Source organism: Amycolatopsis sp. NPDC051758, assembly GCF_044453095.1.
Taxonomy (GTDB): domain Bacteria; phylum Actinomycetota; class Actinomycetes; order Mycobacteriales; family Pseudonocardiaceae; genus Amycolatopsis.
This window is the reverse complement of the sequence record NZ_JBITCJ010000002.1, coordinates 114,476-133,411: the sequence shown is the minus strand read 5'-3', so window position 1 is coordinate 133,411 and position 18,936 is coordinate 114,476. Positions and strand designations below refer to the sequence as shown.

Sequence of the window (18,936 nt, the reverse complement as noted above, 5' to 3'; positions counted from 1 at the left end):
ATGCGAACAGTCGCCGGACGGACTCCGCCGCAGAGGTCGGACCTTCGCGGTTGATCGCCGCGACGGCGGGGTATCCGGCGCTCGGACCGCGGGGATCCCGCGGCTGGACGGGGAAAGCGAGGCGGCGTTGAGCATTCTGATCGACTTCGGGCGCGACACGGAGTTCTCGTTCGAGCGGCGGTTGCGCCGGTACCTCGGCGCGGTGGCCCGGGCGGTCGGGGTGGGGCTGGAGTCCTGCACACTGGACGCCGGCACGCCCGCTGCCGCCTACATCGCCCTCGACTGGCGGCTGGACCGCTTCCCCGGCCACGATCTCGCGCTCGTCTGGGACGAGGTGCACGGCTGGGCGGCCGCGATCGAGGACGCCACCGGTGAAGCCGCCACCGTCCTCGCCTACCTCGGCCGTGACGTGCTCCCCGAACCCCGGGCGGTCGTCCGGTTCCTCGCCGCGGTGCGCGCCGGCGATCCGGGGGCCGGTGCGCTCGAAGCGCCGGTGCTCCGCGAAGCGGGCGACCACGAGCACCTGCTGACGCTGGTTCCCGAGTCGGCGGTCTCGTAGCCGGTTTTCGGTGGCGGGGTTCGGCCGGCCGGTTGTGGTCGGGCCGCTCGGGGGTCGGCGAGCCGGCGGCGTTGGTGGTGCGCGAGGCCGGTGACCACGAGCGTTGGTCGCGTAGCCGATTTTCGGTGGAGCGGACGCGGTCCGGCCGGTTATGGTCGCGCGGATCCCACCCACCAGCTTCCGCAGCCGACGAGGATGCCGCATTGAGCACGATCCCGAGTCTCGGTGCCGTGCCCCGGCGCCGGACCGTCGACGCGGACCAGGTCCGCCGGCTCGTCGCCGAGCAGTTCCCGCAGTGGGCGGGCCTGCCGGTTCGACCCGTGGCCCGCGGCGGCTGGGACAACTTCACCTTCCACCTCGGCGACACCATGGTGGCGCGCCTGCCCAGCGCGGCCGAGTACGCCTTGGCGGTCGAGAAGGAACAGCGCTGGCTCCCGGTGCTCGCTCCACGGCTGCCGCTCCCGATCCCCGTCCCGCTGGCGGAAGGCAAGCCCGGCCCGGACTACCCCTTCGCGTGGTCGATCTACCCGTGGCTTGAGGGTGAGCCCGCGAGTGCGGAGCGCGTCGCCGACCCCGTCCGGTTCGCGGTCGACCTGGCCGGGTTCCTGGCGGCCTTGCAGTGTGTCGATCCCACCGGGGCTCCGCCGCCGGGAAAGCACAACTGGTTCCGCGGTGGCACCCTGCGCACGTACGACGAACAAACCCGGCGTGCGCTCGCGAAGCTCGACGGCCACGTCGACACCGGCCTGGCCCGCGACATCTGGAAGACCGCGCTGGACGCACGCTGGGACGGTGTGGACCGGTGGTTCCACGGTGACGTCGCCGAGGGAAACCTCCTGCTCGGCCAAGGGGAGCTGACGGCGGTCATCGACTTCGGGACCTGCGGCGCCGGGGATCCGGCCTGTGACATGGCCGTCGCCTGGACGCTGCTGACCGCCGACGGCCGGCAGGCGTTCCGCGAACGGCTGTCCGTCGACGAGGCGACCTGGGCGCGCGGGCGCGGATGGGCGCTCTGGAAGACGCTCGTCACCTGCGCTCGCACCTGGGGCAGTGCCGACCGGGAGGCCGGGGAAGCAAGGCGCGTCCTCGTGGAGATCGGTCAATAGTTCCGTAGCCGTACGGGGCGGCTCCCCGGTTGTTCTGGCACCCGGCGTCACCGGAAAGTGACCGGCAGCAACCTAAGGAGCTGCCGTGAACTCGAGACAACGCTTGCTGGGGGCGTTCGCCGCCGTCCTCGCCCTGCCGCTGATCGCCGTCCCCGCCGCCGGCGCGGCCGGGAACCCGCCCGCGGTCACCCCGCTCGGCGGAACACCGCTGCCGGCCGGTGTTTCGCCGTCGTCGGTCGGCGGAACACCGGCGTCCGTCGCGGACCACCCCTTCATCATCGCGGGACTGCGGGAAGGCGGTTCCCGGCCGCTGGGCCAGACCTGCACCGGGTCGGTCGTCGCGCCGCGGAAGATCCTGATCGCCGCCCACTGCAAGGCGGCCGACGGCCGGAAGTCCTTCCTGTACGGACTGGACGACCTCAACGCCGGCGGCGGCACACCGATCGGCGTCACCAGTTATGACACGCACCCGAAGTACGTCAACTTCGACCAGGGGTACGACGTCGCGGTCGTCACCACCGACCGCGACATCCCGGTGCCGGGCGGGCAGTACGCGAAGGTCGCGACGTCGGCCGACACCGACCTCAACAAGCCGGGCAAAACCGGGCTGGGCCTCGGTTACGGCAAGAAGGACTTCAACGACAACACGCGTGACGTCACGCTGACGAAGTTCAGCCTGCCGATCGTGGCCGGCAGCAACTGCAGCGGTGTCGGCGCCGGGTTCCAGGACGCCACCATGATCTGCAGCGGGTACTCCGACGGTCATGTGACGATCCTGCCCGGCGACAGCGGCGGGCCGCTGATCGTCGACGGCAAGGTCGCCGGTGTCGCTTCGTGGAGCCGCAGCGACTTCAAGTGGTACAGCGTCTACGGCCGGCTGAACAACGACATGGGCGACTGGGTCAAGCAGCAGCTCGGCGACGTCACCCCGCCGGAGACGTTCGGCCTCGGTGTCACGCCCGGCACGGTCAAGGTCGACCCGGGCAAGTACGTCTCGGCCACGGTGACCAGCACCGCCGGCAAGAACGGCAGTGAGAAGGTCGATCTGACCGCATCGGGGCTGCCCGAGGGCGCGAAGGCGACGTTCCAGCCGTCGACGATCAACTCCGGTGAAACCGCGAAGCTGACCATCGAGACGGCCGCGAACACCCCGCAGCAGGACTACCCGGTCACGGTCACCGGCACCGGCCCGAGCGGCACGGCGACCGCGAAGCTGACTTTGACCGTCGGCAATGCCCAACCGCCGACCGGCGACCTCAAGGTGAGCGTCAACCCCGGCAGCGGGACCGTGCAACCCGGCTTCTTCACCACCGCCACGGTCACCGTGTCCGGTGGCACCGGCACCGTGACGCTGTCGGGCACCGGCCTGTCGTTCGCGCCGTTCTTCAACCCCTCGACGGTGAGCGGCAGCGGGACGTCGCAGATGCAGGTCGTCGGCCCGTTCCAGCGCGGGACCTACCCGGTCACCGTGACGGCGAAGGACTCGACGGGCAAGACAGCCACCACGAAGTACACCCTGACCGTCCAATAGGGACGAACGAGCGGGAGGCCGCCGCGCCACGGCCTCCCGCTCGGCCCGGGTCAGAAGGTGATCGTGAACCCGTCGATCGTCCCGGTGTCGAACCGGTAGACGTCCTGCACGCGCAGCTGCCAGGTGCCGTTGGCGGTCTCGGCGGCCGCGTTCACCGCGTAGGTGGTGTGAACGCCCGACGCCGTCCCGGAACCGCCGGCCTTCTGCAGCGGGAAGACCGCGCCGCTCGGGCCGACGAGGTCGAGCACCAGGTCACCGGGGTAGGAGTGGCTGATGTCGACCTTCACCGCCAGTGCCGCGGACGCCTTGCCGTCACAGCCTTCCTGGGTGACCGAGCTGGTCACCGCCGCCCCGGCGTCCGGAATGGCCACCGGTGTGGTGTTCGACTTCGCGCCGCACCGGGCCGGCGGGGTGCCACCGCCGATGAACGACACGTTGAGCAGCTTGTTCGGCGAGCCGCTCCCGGCGTTCTTGACCACCCCCGAGGTGGCGCCGCCGACAAGCGCGTCCCGCACCTGTTGCGCCGTGGCGCCGGGATTGGCGGCCAGGTAGAGCGCCGCCGCGCCGGTGACGTGCGGGGTCGCCATCGACGTGCCGCTCATGTTCGCGCTGCCGCCGTTCGACAGGCCGAGCGACGTGATGTTGTTGCCGGGCGCGAAGATGTCGGTGCAGCTGCCGTAGTTGGAGAACGACGCGCGGTTGTCGTTCTCGTCGGAAGCGTTCACCGTGATCGCCTCCGGCACGTGGGCCGGGCTGGTGTTGCAGGCGTCGGTGGAGCTGTTGCCCGCGGCCACCGAGTAGACGATCCCGGCCGCGATCGAACGCTTGATCGCGTCGTCGCCGACCCCGACCTGGTCCATGGTCAGGCTCATGTTGGCCACGGCGGGCTTGACGGCGTTGGCGGTCACCCACTCGATCGCGTCGACCGCGGCGGAGTCCGGGCCGTTGCCCGAGCAGTCGTTGCCGAGCACCTTGAGCCCGACGAGCTTGACCTTCTTCGCGACACCGTAGGTCTTGCTGCCGATCGTGCCCGCGGTGTGCGTGCCGTGGCCGTTGCAGTCGCTGCCGTTCCCGCCGACGAAGTCCTTCCCGATCGAAGCGCGGCCTTCGTACTCGGGGTTGTCCGGCTTGATCCCGGTGTCGAGGTCGTAGGCGGTGACACCCTCGCCGGTGTTGGGGTAGGTGTAGGACTTGTCGCGGGGGAGGTTCGCCTGGTCGATGCGGTCGAGGCCCCAGGTCGGGTTGGCCTGGGTGCCGGCGATCCGCGCGGTGCCGTCTTCGTAGACCGCCGCCACCGCCGGGTCGGCGGCCAGCCGGCGCGCCTGCTGCGCGGTGAGGTGCCGGGCGGAGAACCCGTGCAGGACGCGCGTGTAGGTCGACCGGACCTGACCGCCGTACCGCCCGGCGAGCGACGCCGGGGTCGCGAGAGCTTGGGCGTCCTTCAGCACCACGATGTACTGGTCGCCGTAGTGCTGCCGGGCCGGGACCACGCTGCCTTCCGGCTGCGCGGCGGCGGCCGCGCCGGTGGTGGCCAAGGTGGCCAGGACCGCCGCGGCGAGCACACCCGCCTTCCGATGAACTGTGCGCATGCTTCAGCTCCACTCACTCGAACAGGTGAATCGGGGTGCGGTCCGCCCGGGTGACCGAGAGCCACCGCGGTCTCACTGTCGGGGGTGATCACCTGCACGAACAAGCGAGGCAGTTACCCGTAGGGCTACGTAACTAATGCCGCCGGCGCCACCCCTACGAAAGTTCCGTGCCCGCCGTCGCGGGTTCCGTGCGCCCGAGCGGCGGACCTAAGCTCCGAATCACCCGAACAGGGTGGTTCGGGGCGCGGTGCCGCTTTCAGGCGGGGGACGGCGATGACAAACGGGATCGTGGCCAGGACCAGCTCACCGGTCCTGATCGGGCGGACGGCCGAGCTGGCCGCGCTCGTCTCCGCCGCGCTGCGCCCGCCCGCGGTGCTCGTGCTCGAAGGTGAGGCCGGCGTCGGCAAGACCCGGCTGACCGGCGAACTGCTGGCGCGCCCGGAACTCGCCCGGGCGCGCGTGCTGGCCGGCTGCTGCCAGCCGCTGCGGGAGCCGTTCCCGTACGGCGTGGTCGTCGAGGCGCTGCGGGACGCGGGGAAGTACCTGCCGTCGGCGTCGCGGCTGAGCCCGCTCGCCGGTGTCCTGGGCCGCTACCTGCCGGAACTGGCGTCGCGGCTGCCACCGGCCCCGGCACCCCTCGGTGACCGCCGCGCCGAGGCCCACCGCTTCTTCCGCGCCGTCCGCGAGCTGCTGGACCTGCTGGGCCCGCTGGTGCTGGTGATCGAGGACCTGCACTGGGCCGACGACGGATCCCGGCGGCTGCTGCGGTTCCTGATGAGCGACCTGCCGCCGGGGACGGTCCTGCTGGTGAGCTACCGGCCCGAGGACGCGCCCGGCGGGATCCCGCTCGGCCGGGCGCACCGCCCGGCGCCGGGCAGTTCGACCACGCGGGTCCGGCTCGACCCGCTCGACCCGGACGGCGTGCGGCGGCTGGCCGGTGCGCTGCTCGGCGAGCCCGGGGTGTCCGCCGCGTTTGCGGCCCGGCTGCACGAGCGCACGGCCGGGATCCCGTTCGTCGTCGAGGAAACCCTGCACGCGCTGCGCAACCCCGCCGGGGCGGTGCACGCCGACGGTGCGGCCGCGCGGCGGCTGCTCGACACCGCCGAGGTGCCCGCGCTGCTGCGGGAAGCGACGGTCGAGCGGCTCGCGACGTTGCCGCTCGCGGCGCGCCGGATCACCGAGGCCGCCGCGGTGCTCGCCGAGCCCGCGCCGGCCGAGCTGCTCACCACGGTCGCGGGTCTGGGCGCGGCCCGCGGGCGGCACGCGCTCGTCTCCGCCCTCGAACGGGCCGTGCTGGTCGAGGGGCCTGAGTGCCGCTACGGCTTCCGGCACGAGCTCGCGCAGCAGGCCGCGTACGGGACGATCCCGGGGCCGCACCGGCAGGAGCTGCACCGGCGGGTGGTCCGGGCGCTGGCCGGCCGGCTGCCGGCGCCCCTGGTGCGGCTGGCCGAGCACAGCCGGAAGGCCGGCAGCACCGCCGACGCCCTGCGGTACGGCGAAGCCGCGGCCGACCGCGCGATCGACGTCGGCGACCCGGCGACGGCGATCGCGCTGGTGCGGGCGCTGCTGGCCGCGCCGGACCTCGATCCGTCCGATGTGGACAGGCTGGCGGCGAAGCTGGCTTCGGTGGCCAACAACGGCGTCTCGCAGGCCGAAGTCGTCGCGACGCTGGAGGGCTTGCTGACCGGCGACCGGCTGTCGGGCCGGCTGGCGGCGGAGATCCGGCTGAGCCTGGGGCTGTTGCTCATCCGGCAGGCCGGGGGACTGGAAGCGGCCCGGGCGGAGATCGAAGTGGCGCTGGCCGGGCTCGGCCACCGGCCGGACCTCGCCGGGCGCGGCATGGCGGTGCTCGCCCAGCCGTGGATCGGCGCGACGCCGTTGCGCGCGCACCTGCCGTGGCTGGACCGGGTCGACGAGCTGATCGCCACCGCGGCCGACGCGAGGCTGCGGCTGACGCTGATGGCCAACAACATCCCGTCCCGTCTGCACACCGGCGACCCGCGAGCGTGGGCCGCGCTTGACGGCGCGCCGGCCGTCGCCGGAACGGCCGAGGAGCAACGCCAGCTCGCCCGGCTGTACTGCAATGCCGCCGACGCGGGCGCGTGGACCGGGCACCACCGGCGGGCGCGGGGCCTGCTGGAGCGCGGGACGCAGCTCGCGGCCGACTCCGGGACGCCGTACGTCGTCAGCACGGCGCGTACCACCGGCGTGCACATCGACTGGCTGAGCGGCGCGTGGGCCGGGCTGGACGAACGTGCGCTGGCGCTGCTGGCGGAGTACCGCGACCTGCTGCCGGTGACCAGTGAGCTGTCCCTGGTCCTGGGCCTGCTCGCGACCGCCCGCGGCGCCTGGGACCGGGCGGCAGCCTGCTTCGCGGCGACCGGGGTCGACCGGCCGGAGAACGCCTTCACCCCGGTGGTGGTCGCCGCGCACGGCGGGATCGCCGGGATGCTGCTGGCCCAGGACGCCGTCGACGCGGCGGCGTCCGAAGCCGGGCGCGGGCTGGAGTTGTTGCGCACCAAGGGAGTCTGGGCGTGGGCGGGCGACCTGGTCCCGGCGGCGGCGGAGGCGTTCTGCCGGACCGGCCGGGCCGGCGAGGCTCGCGAGCTGCTCACCGAGCTGGAGCGCGAGACGAGCGACCTCGACGCGCCGATGGCTGCCGCGGTCCTGGCCGAAGGCCGCGGGATCGTGGCCGCCCACGACGGCGAGGTCGCGGACGCGGTGAAGTTCTTCGACGAGGCCCGTGACCGCTACGAGCGGCTCCCGGCGCCGTACCCGTCCGCGCTGGCGGCGGAACGCCGGGCGCGGTGCCGCCTCGACCACGGCGAAGGCGAGGCCGCAGCCGAGTTCAGCGACCTGGCGGACGTCTTCGCGGCCTTGGGCGCGACCCGTGACGCGGCCCGCTGCCGCCACACGTTCCGCTCGACCGGGGCGACGGCGCCGTCACGCCGAGGTCGTCGGGGGTACGGCGACGAGCTGTCGCCCCGGGAGCGGGACGTGGCGCGGCTGCTGACGGACGGGCACACGAACCGCGAGATCGCCGAGGTGCTGTTCCTGTCGCGGCGCACGGTCGAGCAGCACGTGGCGAACGTGCTGCGGAAGCTGAAGGTGCGGTCCCGGGGTGAGCTGCGCACCGGCTGAGGTCAGAATCCGCGGAACATCCGGGTCGGCACCATCGCCCACACGACCTTCCCGCGCTCCGTGACCCGGACCCCCCAGCCGTGCGAGAGCTGCTCGACCAGGCGCAAGCCGTAACCGCCGCCCGCCGCCACCTTTCCGATCGTGGCGTCCTCGTCGGACACCTCGACCAGCAGACCGCCTCGCTGCCGCGTCACCCGCAGCCACGACGGGCGGGCCGTGTGGCGGTAGGCGTTGCCGACCAGCTCGTCGACCACCAGCAACAGCGCACCGAGGGGCTCTTCGCGCGGACGTCCGAAGGCGAGGCAGTCGGCGACCGTCGCCCGGACCCGGCGCAGGGAGGGCCGCGTGCTCAGGTCGAGCGTCAGCTCCGCCGCCGTCGCCACGCGCAGGCTGAGCCACTCCACCGCCTGCGCCCACTCCGGCGGCACCGAGCCGGCCGCTTCGACGTCCATCCCCATCGCTCCCTCACACCCGGCCGCCCCCACGAGGTGTTCGGCGTCACCCGCCGCCCGGATGGGCCTGGCAGACTGGATTCAACGGAACGGGGGTACCGCGAGTGCGGGAACTGACGGCGGAAACCGTGGTCGACCGGGTGGTGCCGCGCACCCCGCGGATCTCCCCGGACGGCCGGTGGGTCGTGTTCGTGAGCGCCACCGTCGGCCGGACCGGGGAGCACCCGGTCAGCGGCCTGTGGCTGGTGCCCGCGGACGGCGCTGCGCCGCCGCGGGAGCTCGCCCCGAGCCTGGCCGAGGACCACGAACCGCGGTGGGCCGGGGACACGGTGTTCTTCCTTTCGGACCGCGCCGAACGGGGGACCGCGCAGCTCTACCGGATCCGGCTCACCGGTGAAGAGCCCGAGCAGCTGACGGACCGGCCCGCGGGGATCACCGCCTACGAGCCGCTGTCGGACGAGGTCGTGCTGGTCGCCGCCGAGAAAGGGCTCGACCGGCTGTGGCTGCTCGACCCGCGCACCGGCGCCGTCCGTCCCCTCGGTGACCTCGGCGAACGCCACGTCCGCGAAATCGCCGCCCGGCCGGACGGCGCCCTCGCCGTGCTCACCTGGTCGAGCGCCGACCGCGCGCGCGGCGTGTTCGAACCTGGGCTGTACCTGGTCGATCCCGCCACCAACGCCGTCCGGGACCTCGGTGCTCCCGCGCTCGAAGCGACCTCCCTCGCCTGGTGGCGGCACGGCGACGAGTGGCACCTGTACTACCTCGGCCTCACCCCGCCCGGCCTGATCGGCGGCCACGCCGTCTTCGCCGTGCCGGGGCACCACAACCTCACCGCCGGCCTGACCGTCTGCCCCGTGGAACTCGCGCCCGGCGGGCTGGCGTTGTTCGCCGAAGGCCTCGACACCACGATCCGGCAGTTCGACCCCGGCGCGGAGACCTGGGTGAAGGTCGCCGAAGCACGAGGGGCGCTGACCGGCCTGACGGTGAGCGAAACGGGCGCCGTCGCAGTGGTCGCGAGCAGCGGCGGCGAGCCCGACGAAGTCCACGCCGGACCCCCGGAGCGGCTCCGCAGGCTGAGCGAGACCGCACCCGAGGACATCCGGTGGGGCACCCAGCACCGCCTCCACCACCGCGCCCCGGACGGTCTCGACCTCGACGGCCTCCTCGTCCTGCCGCCCGGCAAGACTCGGGCCGACGGCCCGTTTCCGCTGGTCACCCTCGTCCACGGCGGACCGTACGACCGGTACGCCGACCGGCTCAACCTGGGCTGGTACCCGTCGGGGCAGTGGCTCGCCGCCGCCGGCTTCGCGGTGTTCTTGCCCAACACGCGGGGCGGCCTCGGCCACGGGCACGCCTTCGCCGAGAGCGTCGCCGGCGACGTCGGCGGTGCCGACTTCACCGACGTCCTCAGCGGGATCGACCGGCTCGTCGAAGACGGCGTCGCCGACCCGGACCGGCTCGGGATCGGCGGCTGGAGCCAGGGCGGGTTCATGGCGGCCTGGGCCGTGACCCAGACCGACCGCTTCGCCGCGGCCCTGGTCGGCGCCGGTGTCACCGACTGGCCGCTGATGGCGGTCACCGGTGAGCACAGCCGGTTCGAAGCCGCGCTGGGCGGCGCGGAGAACAGCCCGATCACCCACGCCGCGAAGATCCGCACCCCGGTACTCATCCTGCACGGCGAGAACGACCCCAATGTCCCGCTCTCGCAGGCCGAACTCCTGCACCAGGCCCTCGCCGGGAAGGAGCACGAGTACGTCGTCTATCCGCGGGAGCAGCACTCGATCCGCGAACGCGAGCACCAGCTCGACGTCCTGCGCCGCACGCGCGAGTGGTTCCTACACCTGCTCGCCTAGCTTGAACTCCGTCTCCCCGGTGCTGAACGAGAAACCGTCCGCGCCGATCGTGACGTCGGCTTCGCGCGGTTCGGACCGCGCCTCGACCGGCTGGACCGCGCCGTCGAGGTCCAGCACCACCGACGCGTCGGTGTACCAGCTCGGCACCACCGGGTTGCCCCACCAGTCACGGCGCTGGTTGTCGTGCACGTCCCAGGTGATCACCGGGTTGTCCGGGTCGCCGGTGTAGTAGTCGTGCGTGTAGATCTCGATGCGGTGCCCGTCGGGATCCCGGACGTAGAGGTAGAACGCGTTCGACACACCGTGGCGGCCGGGGCCTCGCTCGATCGCGCCCGACTGCCGCAGCGCGCCCAGGTGGTCGCAGATGTGCAGGATCTGGTGCCGCTCGTGCGAGGCGAACGCGATGTGGTGCAGCCGCGGGCCGTCACCGCCGGTCAGCGCGACGTCGTGGACCGTCGGCTTGCGGAACATCCAGGCCGCGTACACCGTGCCTTCGTCGTCCTGGATGTCCTCCGAGACGCGGAAACCCAGGCCCTCGTAGTACTTCCGGGCCGCCGGGACGTCCGGGGTGTCGAGGTTGAAGTGGTCCAGCCGGGACAGCGCGCCGGCGCCGTGGACGTCGTAGCGCTGGGTGAACCGCTCGACGTGCTCGGCCTCGTGGAAGAACTCCACCGGAAACCCGAGCGGGTCGAGCACGCGCACCGCCTCGCCGATGCCGCGGGTCGCGCCCGCCGGGCGGCGTTCCACCCTCGAGCCGAGCGACCGGTAGTACGCCTCGGCCAGGTCGAGGTCCGCCGCGCTCCGCACGCGGTAGGCCAGCACGCCCAGGGCAGCCGTGGAACCCTTCCGCAGCACCAGGGAATGGTGCAGGTACTCCTCGAACGCCCGCAGGTAGAGCGCCTCGGCATCTTCGTGCGTCACGACGAGCCCGAGCACGTCGACGTAGAACGCCCGCGACGCGGCCAGGTCGGTGACGACGAGTTCGGCGTACGCGCAGCGCAGGACGTCCGGCGGGGTGGCGGTCATGACTTTCCCTTCCCGTCGGCGCCGAACCGGGCGGTGTGCACCGGCCCGAGCGAGACGTGGATCGCCTGCTGGTGGGTGTAGAAGTCGAGCGAGCGGTAGCCGCCTTCGTGGCCGAGGCCGGACGCCTTGACCCCGCCGAACGGCGTCCGCAGGTCGCGGACGTTGTGCGAGTTCAGCCAGACCATCCCGGCCTCCACCGACTGCGCGAAGGTGTGCGCCCGCGCCAGGTTCGACGTCCACAGGTAGGCGGCCAGCCCGTACTTGACGTTGTTGGCCAGGGCGAGTGCCTCGGCTTCGGTGTCGAACGGCGTCAGCGCGACGACCGGCCCGAAGATCTCCTCCTGGAAGATCCGGGCGTCCGGCGCGACGTCGGCGAACACGGTCGGCGCCACGTAGTTTCCCCTGTCCAAACCGGACGGACGGCCGCCGCCGGCGAGCAGCCGGCCCTCGGACTTGCCCAGCTCGACGTAGCTCATCACCTTGTCGTAGTGCTCAGGGTGCACCAGTGCGCCGACCTCGGTGGCCGGGTCGTGCGGGTCGCCGACCACGATGTTCTTCGCGCGCGCGGCGTACCGGGCGCAGAACTCGTCGTAGATCGGCCGCTCGACGAGGATCCGGCTGCCCGCGGTGCAGCGTTCGCCGTTGAGCGAGAACACGCCGAAGAGCGTCGAGTCGAGGGCCGCGTCGAGGTCGGCGTCGGCGAACACGATCGCCGGGGACTTGCCGCCCAGCTCCATCGACATGCCCTTGAGCCCGGCGGCGCAGTTGCGGTAGATCGTCTGCCCGGTGGTGGTCTCGCCGGTGAACGAGATCAGCGGGACGTCCGGGTGCTTGACCAGCGCGTCACCCGCTTCTTCGCCGAAGCCGTTGACCAGGTTGAACGCACCTTCCGGCAGGCCCGCGCCGGCGAAGATCTCCGCCCACAGGCTCGCCGACAGCGGCGTGAACTCGGCCGGCTTGAGCACCACCGTGCAACCCGACGCCAGCGCCGGTGCAAGCTTCCAGCTCTCCAGCATGAACGGTGTGTTCCACGGCGTGATCAGCCCGGCGACACCGACCGGCTTGCGGTGCACGTAGTTCACCTGCCGCCCGGGCACCTGGTAGGTGTCGTCGGCCTGCGCGACCACGAGGTCGGCGAAGAACCGGAAGTTCTCGGCGGCGCGCTGCGCCTGCCCGAGCGCCTGGGTGATCGGCAGCCCGGTGTCGAACGTCTCCAGCTCGGCGAGCCGCTTGTCCTGCGCTTCGACGGCGTCGGCGATCTTGTTCAGCACCCTGGCCCGCGCTCGCGGCAGCATCCGCGGCCACGGCCCGTCGGTGAACGCCCGGCGTGCCGCGGCGACCGCTCGGTCGACGTCCTCGGCCTGGCCCGCGGCCGCGGTCACGTACGGGGTGTTCGACACCGGGTCGAGCACGTCGAAGGTCTTGCCGGAGACGCTGTCGACGAGCTCACCGCCGATGTAGTGCTTCAGCTCGCCCGGCAGTCCTTCCGGGACGTAGTGGGTCATACCGTTCCTTTCACGGTGAAGCCTTCGGTCGGCGAGAGGTACTTCTCGCCTTCCGCCATGAAGTCCTTGATCCGGGCGAGGCCGGCTTCGGTCGGCGAGATCAGCGGGGGCCGCACGTGGCCCGAAGCGATCAGCCCGCGCTGTTCGAGAACCCACTTCCCGGGCGCCGGGTTGGTCTCGACGAACAGCAGGTCGACCAGAGGGTGCAGGCCGTAGTGGATTTCCCGCGCGCGCTCGTGGTCGCCGGACTGCCACGCGGTGTACATCTCGGCGCAGGCGGCGGGGGCGATGTTGGCCGTCGCGCTGACGAACCCGGCGCCGCCGAGGGCCAGCAGCGGCAGGCAGAGCAGCTCGATCCCGGACCACACCAGCAGCTCGCGCCCGCAGAGGTGCAGCACGCGGGAGAAGTGCTCGAAGTCCTTCGTCGTCTCCTTGATGCCGACGAAGTTGTCACACGAGCGGAACAGCCGCGCGACCGTGGCCGGCGCGAGGTCGACCGCGGTCCGGCTCGGCACGTTGTAGGCGACGATCGGCAGGTCGGGGAACTCCCGGCAGACCGTGCGGTACCAGACGAACAGCGCGTCCTGCGTGGGCCGCGCGTAGTACGGCGTGATGACGAGCGCCGCGTCGATCCCGGCGTCGCGTGCGGCGGCGGTCAGTTCGAGGGTCTCGTCGAGCTTCGCCGAGCCGGTGCCCGGGACGAACGGCACCCGGTCGCCGACCTCGGCGGCCACCGTGCGGATCGCCTCCGCGCGCTCGGCAATGGTCTGCGAACCCGGTTCGCCGGTGGACCCGCCGATGGAGATCCCGTGCGTGCCCGAAGCGAGCTGCCAGCGCACGAGGTTCTTCAAGCCGTCGTGGTCCACCGCGCCGCCGGCGGTGAACGGCGTCATCAACGGCGCGATCGACCCGCGGATGGCCTGGGGGTCGGAGCGGAATCGCATGGCTTCTCTCCTGTGTCGGTCTTCCTGCGTCAGGGATGACGGTGGGCGAGGAACGCGTCGAGCGTGGCCAGCCGGTGGTCGCGGACGGCCCGCTCGACCTCGGCGGCCGGGGCGCCTTCGCCGAGCAGGCCGAGGATGTGGTGGTGCTCGGCCACCGACTCCCGGGCCCGGCCCGGCACGAAGCTGAACGTCGAGGTCCGCAGCCCGCTCAGCCGGTCCCAGCCGCGCCGGACCAGGTCGAGGACCTGCGGGTTGGGGCAGGCGTCGAACAGCACGGCGTGGAAGTCCCGGTTGAGCGCGGTGAACCGCGCCGGCTCGAAGTGCCCGAGGCAGTCCGCCAGTTCGGTGTTCAGTGCCCGCGCCCGCTCGAGCGTGCCGGGGAGCAGCAGCGGCGCGGCGAGGGCGGCGGCGTACCCCTCGACGAGCGCGAGGGTCTGCATCGTGTGCTGGTACTCGCTTTCGTCGACCATCGCCACCTGGGCGCCGACGTTGCGCTCGAACGTCACCAGGCCTTCGGCCTCCAGCAGCCGGATCGCCTCGCGGATCGGGACCACGCTCACCCCGAGCTCCTGGGCGAGCTGGCCGAGCACCAGCCGGTAGCCGGGGGAGAAGGTGCCGTCGGCGATCCGGGCCTTGATCCACTGGTAGGCGATGCGCGACTTGCTCATCGCGGCGCCGTTCACCGCTTCGCGAGCCATTCGGCGTACCTCCCGCGCCAGTGCTCGTCCATCGGGTAGAGGCCCTCGACACGCTCGCCCGCGGCCACCTGCTCGGCGATGAACGTCTCCTGCAGCTCCTGCTCGATCGCCCCGTCGACGACCTCTTCGACGAGGTCCGGCGGGATGACCAGGACACCGTCGGCGTCACCCACGATCACGTCACCGGGACACACCGCCGCGCCGCCACAGGCGATCGCGACGTCGACGTCCCACGGCACGTGCCGCCGGCCGAGCACCGCCGGGTGCGGCCCGGCGTGGTAGGTGGGAATGTCCAAAGCGGACACCGCGGCCAGGTCGCGGACGCCGCCGTCGGTGACGATCCCGGCCGCGCCGCGCACCTGCGCCCGCAGCGCGAGGATGTCGCCGACGGTCCCGGTGCCGCGCTCCCCGCGGGCCTCCATGACCAGGACGTCGCCGGGGCCGAGGCCGTCGATCGCGCGCTTCTGGGCGTTGTAACCGCCGCCGTGCTTCTTGAACAGGTCTTCGCGGTAGGGCAGATACCGCAGGGTGCGCGCGCGGCCGGTCAGCCTGGTGCCGGGCCGGGTCGAAGTGAGCCCGTCGATGGACACCGCGTTGTACCCGCGCTTGCGCAGCTGGGCGGACAGTGTTGCGGTGCCGACGGATTCGATGCGCTCCTTGAGAGCCGGGGTCAGGTCGAACCCCGGCTCGGCCGTCCCGTGGGCGTCCGCCCGCTGCTGCTCGTCGACCCGGGGGAGCGCGCCGTACGGTCCGAACGGGACGGTCCCTTCGGTGATCGGGGTGACCAGCCGGCCGGTGGTGTGCCCGGCGGTGTCGACCTCGACCTCGACAACGTCGCCGGGGGTGGCGACCGACGCGCCCGCGGGGGTGCCGGTCAGGACGACGTCGCCGGGGTCGAGGGTGATCAGCTGGGAGAGGTCGGCGACCAGCCGGCCGAAGCCGAAGAGCAGGTCGCCGGTGGTGTCCTCCTGGACGAGTTCGCCGTTGAGCCAGGTGCGCAGGCGCAGCGCGGCCGGGTCGACGTGCGCGGCGGGCAGCACCGCGGGGCCGAGCGGGGTGAAGCCGTCGCCGCCCTTGGACCGCAGGTTGCTGCCCTTGTCGGCGTACCGGAGGTCGTACACGCCGAAGTCGTTGGCGGCCGTGACGCCGCCGACGTACGACCAGCCGTCCTCGGGCGGGACGCGGCGGGCGGTGCGGCCGATGACCAGTGCGATCTCGCCTTCGAACCCCAGCAGTTCGGTGCCCGCCGGGCGCTCGAGCACGTCGCCGCTCGCCGCCACCGACGTCGGCGGCTTGAGGAAGTACGACGGCTGCTGCGGCACCCGGCCGCGCTGGGCGGCGCGGGAGCGGTAGTTGAGGTGCAGCGCGATGATCTTGCCGGGCCGCCCGATGCTGGTCATCCGTGGTTCCTGCCTGCCGGTGCGAGAAGATATTCCAAATGATATACGATCTGCGACACGGGGGAACCCCCTTTCAGGTCCCGTAGTGCAGCCACACGGATTTGGTCTCGGTGTACGCGTCCAGGGCCCACGGCCCCATCTCGCGGCCCCAGCCGGACGCCTTGTAACCACCCCACGGCGCGGCCATGTCGGGGACCGGCGGCATGTTGACGAACACCGCACCGGCCCGGATGCCGTCGGCGTAGCGCTGGGCGGTGCGGATGTCGCGGGTCCAGACCGTCGCGGCCAGGCCGTACTCGGTGTTGTTGGCGCGGGCGAGCAGCTCGTCACCGTCGTCGTAGGCGGTCACGGCCAGGACCGGGCCGAAGATCTCCTCGCGCATGATCGCCATGTCGTCGGTGACGCCGGCGAAGAGGGTCGGGGTGTAGAAGTAGCCGTCACCGTCGACCGGACGGCCGCCGGTGACCAGGTCGGCACCCTGCTCGCGGCCGGTGGTGACGAGGAAGTCGACGTGTTCACGGTGTCTCGCCGAGACGAGCGGGCCGAGCTGCGTGGCTTCGTCGGTGCCCGGGCCCAGCCGCAGGCCGTCGAGGCCACGGGCCAGCTTGTCGACGAACTCCTGCTCGCGCTTGCGGTCGACGTAGAACCGCGTGTAGGCTGCACAGACCTGGCCGGTGTTGAGCGTCGCGCCGGCGAGGTTGCCCGCGACGGCGGCGTTGATGTCGGCGTCGGCCGCGATGATGCTCGGGGCCTTGCCGCCGAGTTCGAGGGTGAGCCGCTTGAGGTTGGACGCCGCGCTCGCCGCGGTGATCAGCTTCCCGACCGCCGTCGAGCCGGTGTAGGAGACGTGGTCGACGTCCGGGTGCTCGGTCAGGAGGGCGCCGACCGCGCCGTCCCCGGTGACGAGGTTGACCACACCCGCCGGGATCCCGGCTTCGTGGGCGAGTTCGACCAGGCGGATGCTGGTCAGCGGCGTGACCTCACTGGGCTTGATCACCACGGTGTTGCCGGTGGCCAGCGCCGGCGCGAGCTTCCAGGCGAGGATCATCAGCGGGAAGTTCCACGGCGTGATCAGCGCGTTCACCCCGACCGGCTCCCGGCGGGTGTAGTGGAGGGTGTCGGGGAAGGACACCGGGTTCGTGGTGCCCTGCAGCTTCGTCACCCAGCCCGCGTAGTAGCGGAAGTGCTCGGCCGCGCCGGTCGCGCTCACCTGCCGGGACACGCCGATCGGCTGGCCCTGGTCGAGCGTCTCCAGCCGGGCCAGCTCTTCGTGGTGCTCCTCGATCAGGTCGGCGAGCCGGAACAGCAGCGCGGCGCGGCGGACCGGGAGGAGCCCGGCCCACTCCGGCGCGGTCAGCGCACGCCGGGCGGCCGCGACGGCGGCGTCGACGTCGGCCTTCGACGCGGTGCCGACCTCTTCGAGCACCCGGCCGGTGGCCGGGTCGAGCGTCGGGATCGTCCCGCCGCCGGCCTCGGTCCACTGTCCGTCGATGCACAGGCGTGTCGCCATCCCGGGTTCCTCCTCGGCCTTGGATGAGGCGAGTATCGGGGCCCAGGACGGGGTGGGTCTTGTCCGCTCACGCATGCCCGTTGACCGACGGCGAAGGAAAACTTCATGCGCGGCGGCGCAGGCACCAGGCTCGAACCCATGGACGTGATCGTGGTGGGCGCCGGCTCGGCCGGCTCGGTGGTGGCCCGGCGGCTGGTGGACGCGGGCGCGGCGGTGACGCTCCTCGAAGCGGGCGGGCCGGACGTGAACCCCGCCATCCACGATCCCGCCCGGGCGGGGGAGCTGTGGCACGGGCCGGAGGACTGGGACCTGTACACCGTCCCGCAGCCGCACGCGGCCGGCCGCCGGCTGCACCTGCCACGCGGCAAGGTGCTCGGCGGCTCGCACGCGCTCAACGCGATGATCTGGGTCCGCGGCGCACCCGCCGACTACGACGGCTGGGGCCTGCCCGGCTGGACCTGGTCCGACGTGGCACCGGTGTTCGAACGGATCGAGAAGGACCTCCTCGACGTCGTCCCGAACGAGCCGCTGCACCCGATCCAGCAGTCCATAGTGGACGCTTGTGGTCAGGTCGGTCTCGTCTTGAACCCGGACTACAACAGCGGAACCTTGGACGGGGTGTCGGTCCAGCAGATCACCTTGCGCGGCAACCGGCGGTTCACCACCTGGCACGCCTACGGTGCTCCGGTCGCCTCGCGGATGACCGTCCACACGGGAGCGCTGGTGCACCGGCTGCGGTTCTCCGGCAGCCGGGTGACCGGGGTTGTCGCTTCGGTCGGCGGCACGGTGCGTGAACTGTCCGCGGACCTGGTGGTGCTCGCGGCGGGTGCGCTGGCCTCGCCCGCGATCCTGCTGCGCAGCGGCGTCGGCCCGGCGGACGAGCTGGCCGCGCTCGGCCTCGACGTCGTCACGGACCTGCCCGGGGTGGGCCGCAACCTCCACGATCACCTGCTTTCCCCGGTGATCTTCGCGACGGACCGCCCGGTGGACCCGCCGTCGCCGGGCCGGTCGGTCACGCAGGTCCACTGGTTCTGGCGCAGCCGGCCGGAGCTGGCCGTCCCGGACACCCAGCCGATCTGCTTCAGCGTGCCGATGTACGAGCCGTGGATGACCGGGCCACCGACGGGGTTCTCGCTGATGGCGGGCATGGTGTCGCCGGAGAGCCGCGGCAGCCTGCGGTTGTCCGGGCCGTCGCCGGAGGACGCGCCGCTGATCGACCTCGCGGCGCTGGCGTCGCCGGCCGACTTCGAGAGCCTGGTGGCATCGGTGGAGCAGTGCCGCGAGGTCGGCCGAGCTCCGGCGCTGGCGGAGTGGGGCGCGCGAGAGCTGTACCCGTCGGCCGGCGCGGACGTAAGGGAGTACGTACGCCGGACGGCGATCACGTACCACCACCAGGTCGGCACGTGCCGGATGGGCACGGACACCTCGGCGGTGGTGGACCCGACCCTGGCGGTGCACGGGCTGGAGGGGCTGCGAGTGGCGGACGCGTCGGTGCTGCCCCGGGTGACGACGGGGAACACGAACGCACCGGCGGTGCTGGTGGGGGAACAGGCGGCGCGGTTCATCCTCGGCGGCTGAGTACCGGGCAACTGGTACCGCGGATTCGCTGTTGCCGCCGGACG

Annotated in this window: 14 protein-coding genes; 6 read left to right on the top strand and 8 right to left on the bottom strand. The window is 72.4% G+C overall.

The genetic code is table 11. The annotated features are described in order from the left end of the window. Positions 1–127: 127 nt before the first annotated feature. The 3 genes from ACIA5G_RS09920 to ACIA5G_RS09910 all read left to right on the top strand — a co-directional run bounded on the left by ACIA5G_RS09920 (position 128) and on the right by ACIA5G_RS09910 (position 3,196). On the top strand, positions 128–559 hold the full coding sequence (locus tag ACIA5G_RS09920; protein ID WP_395922146.1) for a DUF6292 family protein: 432 nt from the start codon (positions 128–130) through the stop codon (positions 557–559). Positions 560–762: 203 nt separating this feature from the next. Beyond that, positions 763–1,665, top strand: coding sequence for an aminoglycoside phosphotransferase family protein (locus ACIA5G_RS09915; RefSeq protein ID WP_395922144.1), 903 nt, complete (start codon positions 763–765; stop codon positions 1,663–1,665). Positions 1,666–1,750: 85 nt separating this feature from the next. Beyond that, positions 1,751–3,196: a trypsin-like serine protease gene (locus tag ACIA5G_RS09910; protein ID WP_395922142.1), complete on the top strand. Its 1,446-nt coding sequence runs from the start codon at positions 1,751–1,753 to the stop codon at positions 3,194–3,196. A gap of 50 nt (positions 3,197–3,246) precedes the next feature. On the opposite strand, the gene ACIA5G_RS09905 is transcribed toward ACIA5G_RS09910, so the two are convergent. Further along, positions 3,247–4,785, bottom strand: a complete 1,539-nt coding sequence (locus ACIA5G_RS09905) for a S8 family serine peptidase (RefSeq protein WP_395922140.1) — start codon at positions 4,783–4,785, stop codon at positions 3,247–3,249. Between the two features lie 273 nt (positions 4,786–5,058). Between ACIA5G_RS09905 and ACIA5G_RS09900 the strand changes: the two genes are divergently transcribed. Beyond that, on the top strand, positions 5,059–7,926 hold the full coding sequence (locus ACIA5G_RS09900; protein ID WP_395922139.1) for an ATP-binding protein: 2,868 nt from the start codon (positions 5,059–5,061) through the stop codon (positions 7,924–7,926). Between the two features lie 2 nt (positions 7,927–7,928). Here ACIA5G_RS09900 and ACIA5G_RS09895 read toward each other — a convergent pair whose 3' ends face one another. Beyond that, complete coding sequence (locus tag ACIA5G_RS09895; protein ID WP_395922137.1) at positions 7,929–8,378, bottom strand: ATP-binding protein; 450 nt, start codon at positions 8,376–8,378, stop codon at positions 7,929–7,931. Positions 8,379–8,482: 104 nt separating this feature from the next. Here ACIA5G_RS09895 and ACIA5G_RS09890 point away from each other — a divergent pair, with 104 nt between their 5' ends. Beyond that, positions 8,483–10,231: a S9 family peptidase gene (locus tag ACIA5G_RS09890; RefSeq protein WP_395922135.1), complete on the top strand. Its 1,749-nt coding sequence runs from the start codon at positions 8,483–8,485 to the stop codon at positions 10,229–10,231. Here ACIA5G_RS09890 and hpaD read toward each other — a convergent pair. The 6 genes from hpaD to ACIA5G_RS09860 form a co-directional block, all read right to left on the bottom strand. Further along, entirely contained in the window at positions 10,214–11,257 is a 1,044-nt protein-coding gene (gene hpaD, locus ACIA5G_RS09885; protein WP_395922133.1) for a 3,4-dihydroxyphenylacetate 2,3-dioxygenase, read from the bottom strand. The two genes, ACIA5G_RS09890 and hpaD, sit on opposite strands and share 18 nt — an antisense overlap. Beyond that, positions 11,254–12,762 carry a 5-carboxymethyl-2-hydroxymuconate semialdehyde dehydrogenase gene (hpaE, locus tag ACIA5G_RS09880; RefSeq protein WP_395922132.1) on the bottom strand — a complete coding sequence of 503 codons (1,509 nt, stop codon included), beginning with the start codon at positions 12,760–12,762 and terminating at the stop codon, positions 11,254–11,256. The genes hpaD and hpaE overlap by 4 nt, the downstream gene beginning before the upstream one ends. Beyond that, positions 12,759–13,706, bottom strand: coding sequence for a 4-hydroxy-tetrahydrodipicolinate synthase (gene dapA, locus ACIA5G_RS09875; protein WP_395922131.1), 948 nt, complete (start codon positions 13,704–13,706; stop codon positions 12,759–12,761). The genes hpaE and dapA overlap by 4 nt, the downstream gene beginning before the upstream one ends. Before the next feature lie 29 nt (positions 13,707–13,735). Beyond that, positions 13,736–14,404 (bottom strand): GntR family transcriptional regulator, encoded by a 669-nt coding sequence (locus tag ACIA5G_RS09870; RefSeq protein WP_395922129.1) that lies wholly within the window; start codon positions 14,402–14,404, stop codon positions 13,736–13,738. After that, on the bottom strand, positions 14,386–15,804 hold the full coding sequence (locus ACIA5G_RS09865) for a fumarylacetoacetate hydrolase family protein (protein WP_395922128.1): 1,419 nt from the start codon (positions 15,802–15,804) through the stop codon (positions 14,386–14,388). The genes ACIA5G_RS09870 and ACIA5G_RS09865 overlap by 19 nt, the downstream gene beginning before the upstream one ends. Positions 15,805–15,877: 73 nt before the next feature. Beyond that, positions 15,878–17,314 carry an aldehyde dehydrogenase family protein gene (locus ACIA5G_RS09860; protein ID WP_395922127.1) on the bottom strand — a complete coding sequence of 479 codons (1,437 nt, stop codon included), beginning with the start codon at positions 17,312–17,314 and terminating at the stop codon, positions 15,878–15,880. A gap of 138 nt (positions 17,315–17,452) precedes the next feature. Here ACIA5G_RS09860 and ACIA5G_RS09855 point away from each other — a divergent pair, with 138 nt between their 5' ends. Further along, positions 17,453–18,892: a GMC family oxidoreductase gene (locus ACIA5G_RS09855; protein ID WP_395923497.1), complete on the top strand. Its 1,440-nt coding sequence runs from the start codon at positions 17,453–17,455 to the stop codon at positions 18,890–18,892. Positions 18,893–18,936 lie beyond the last annotated feature (44 nt).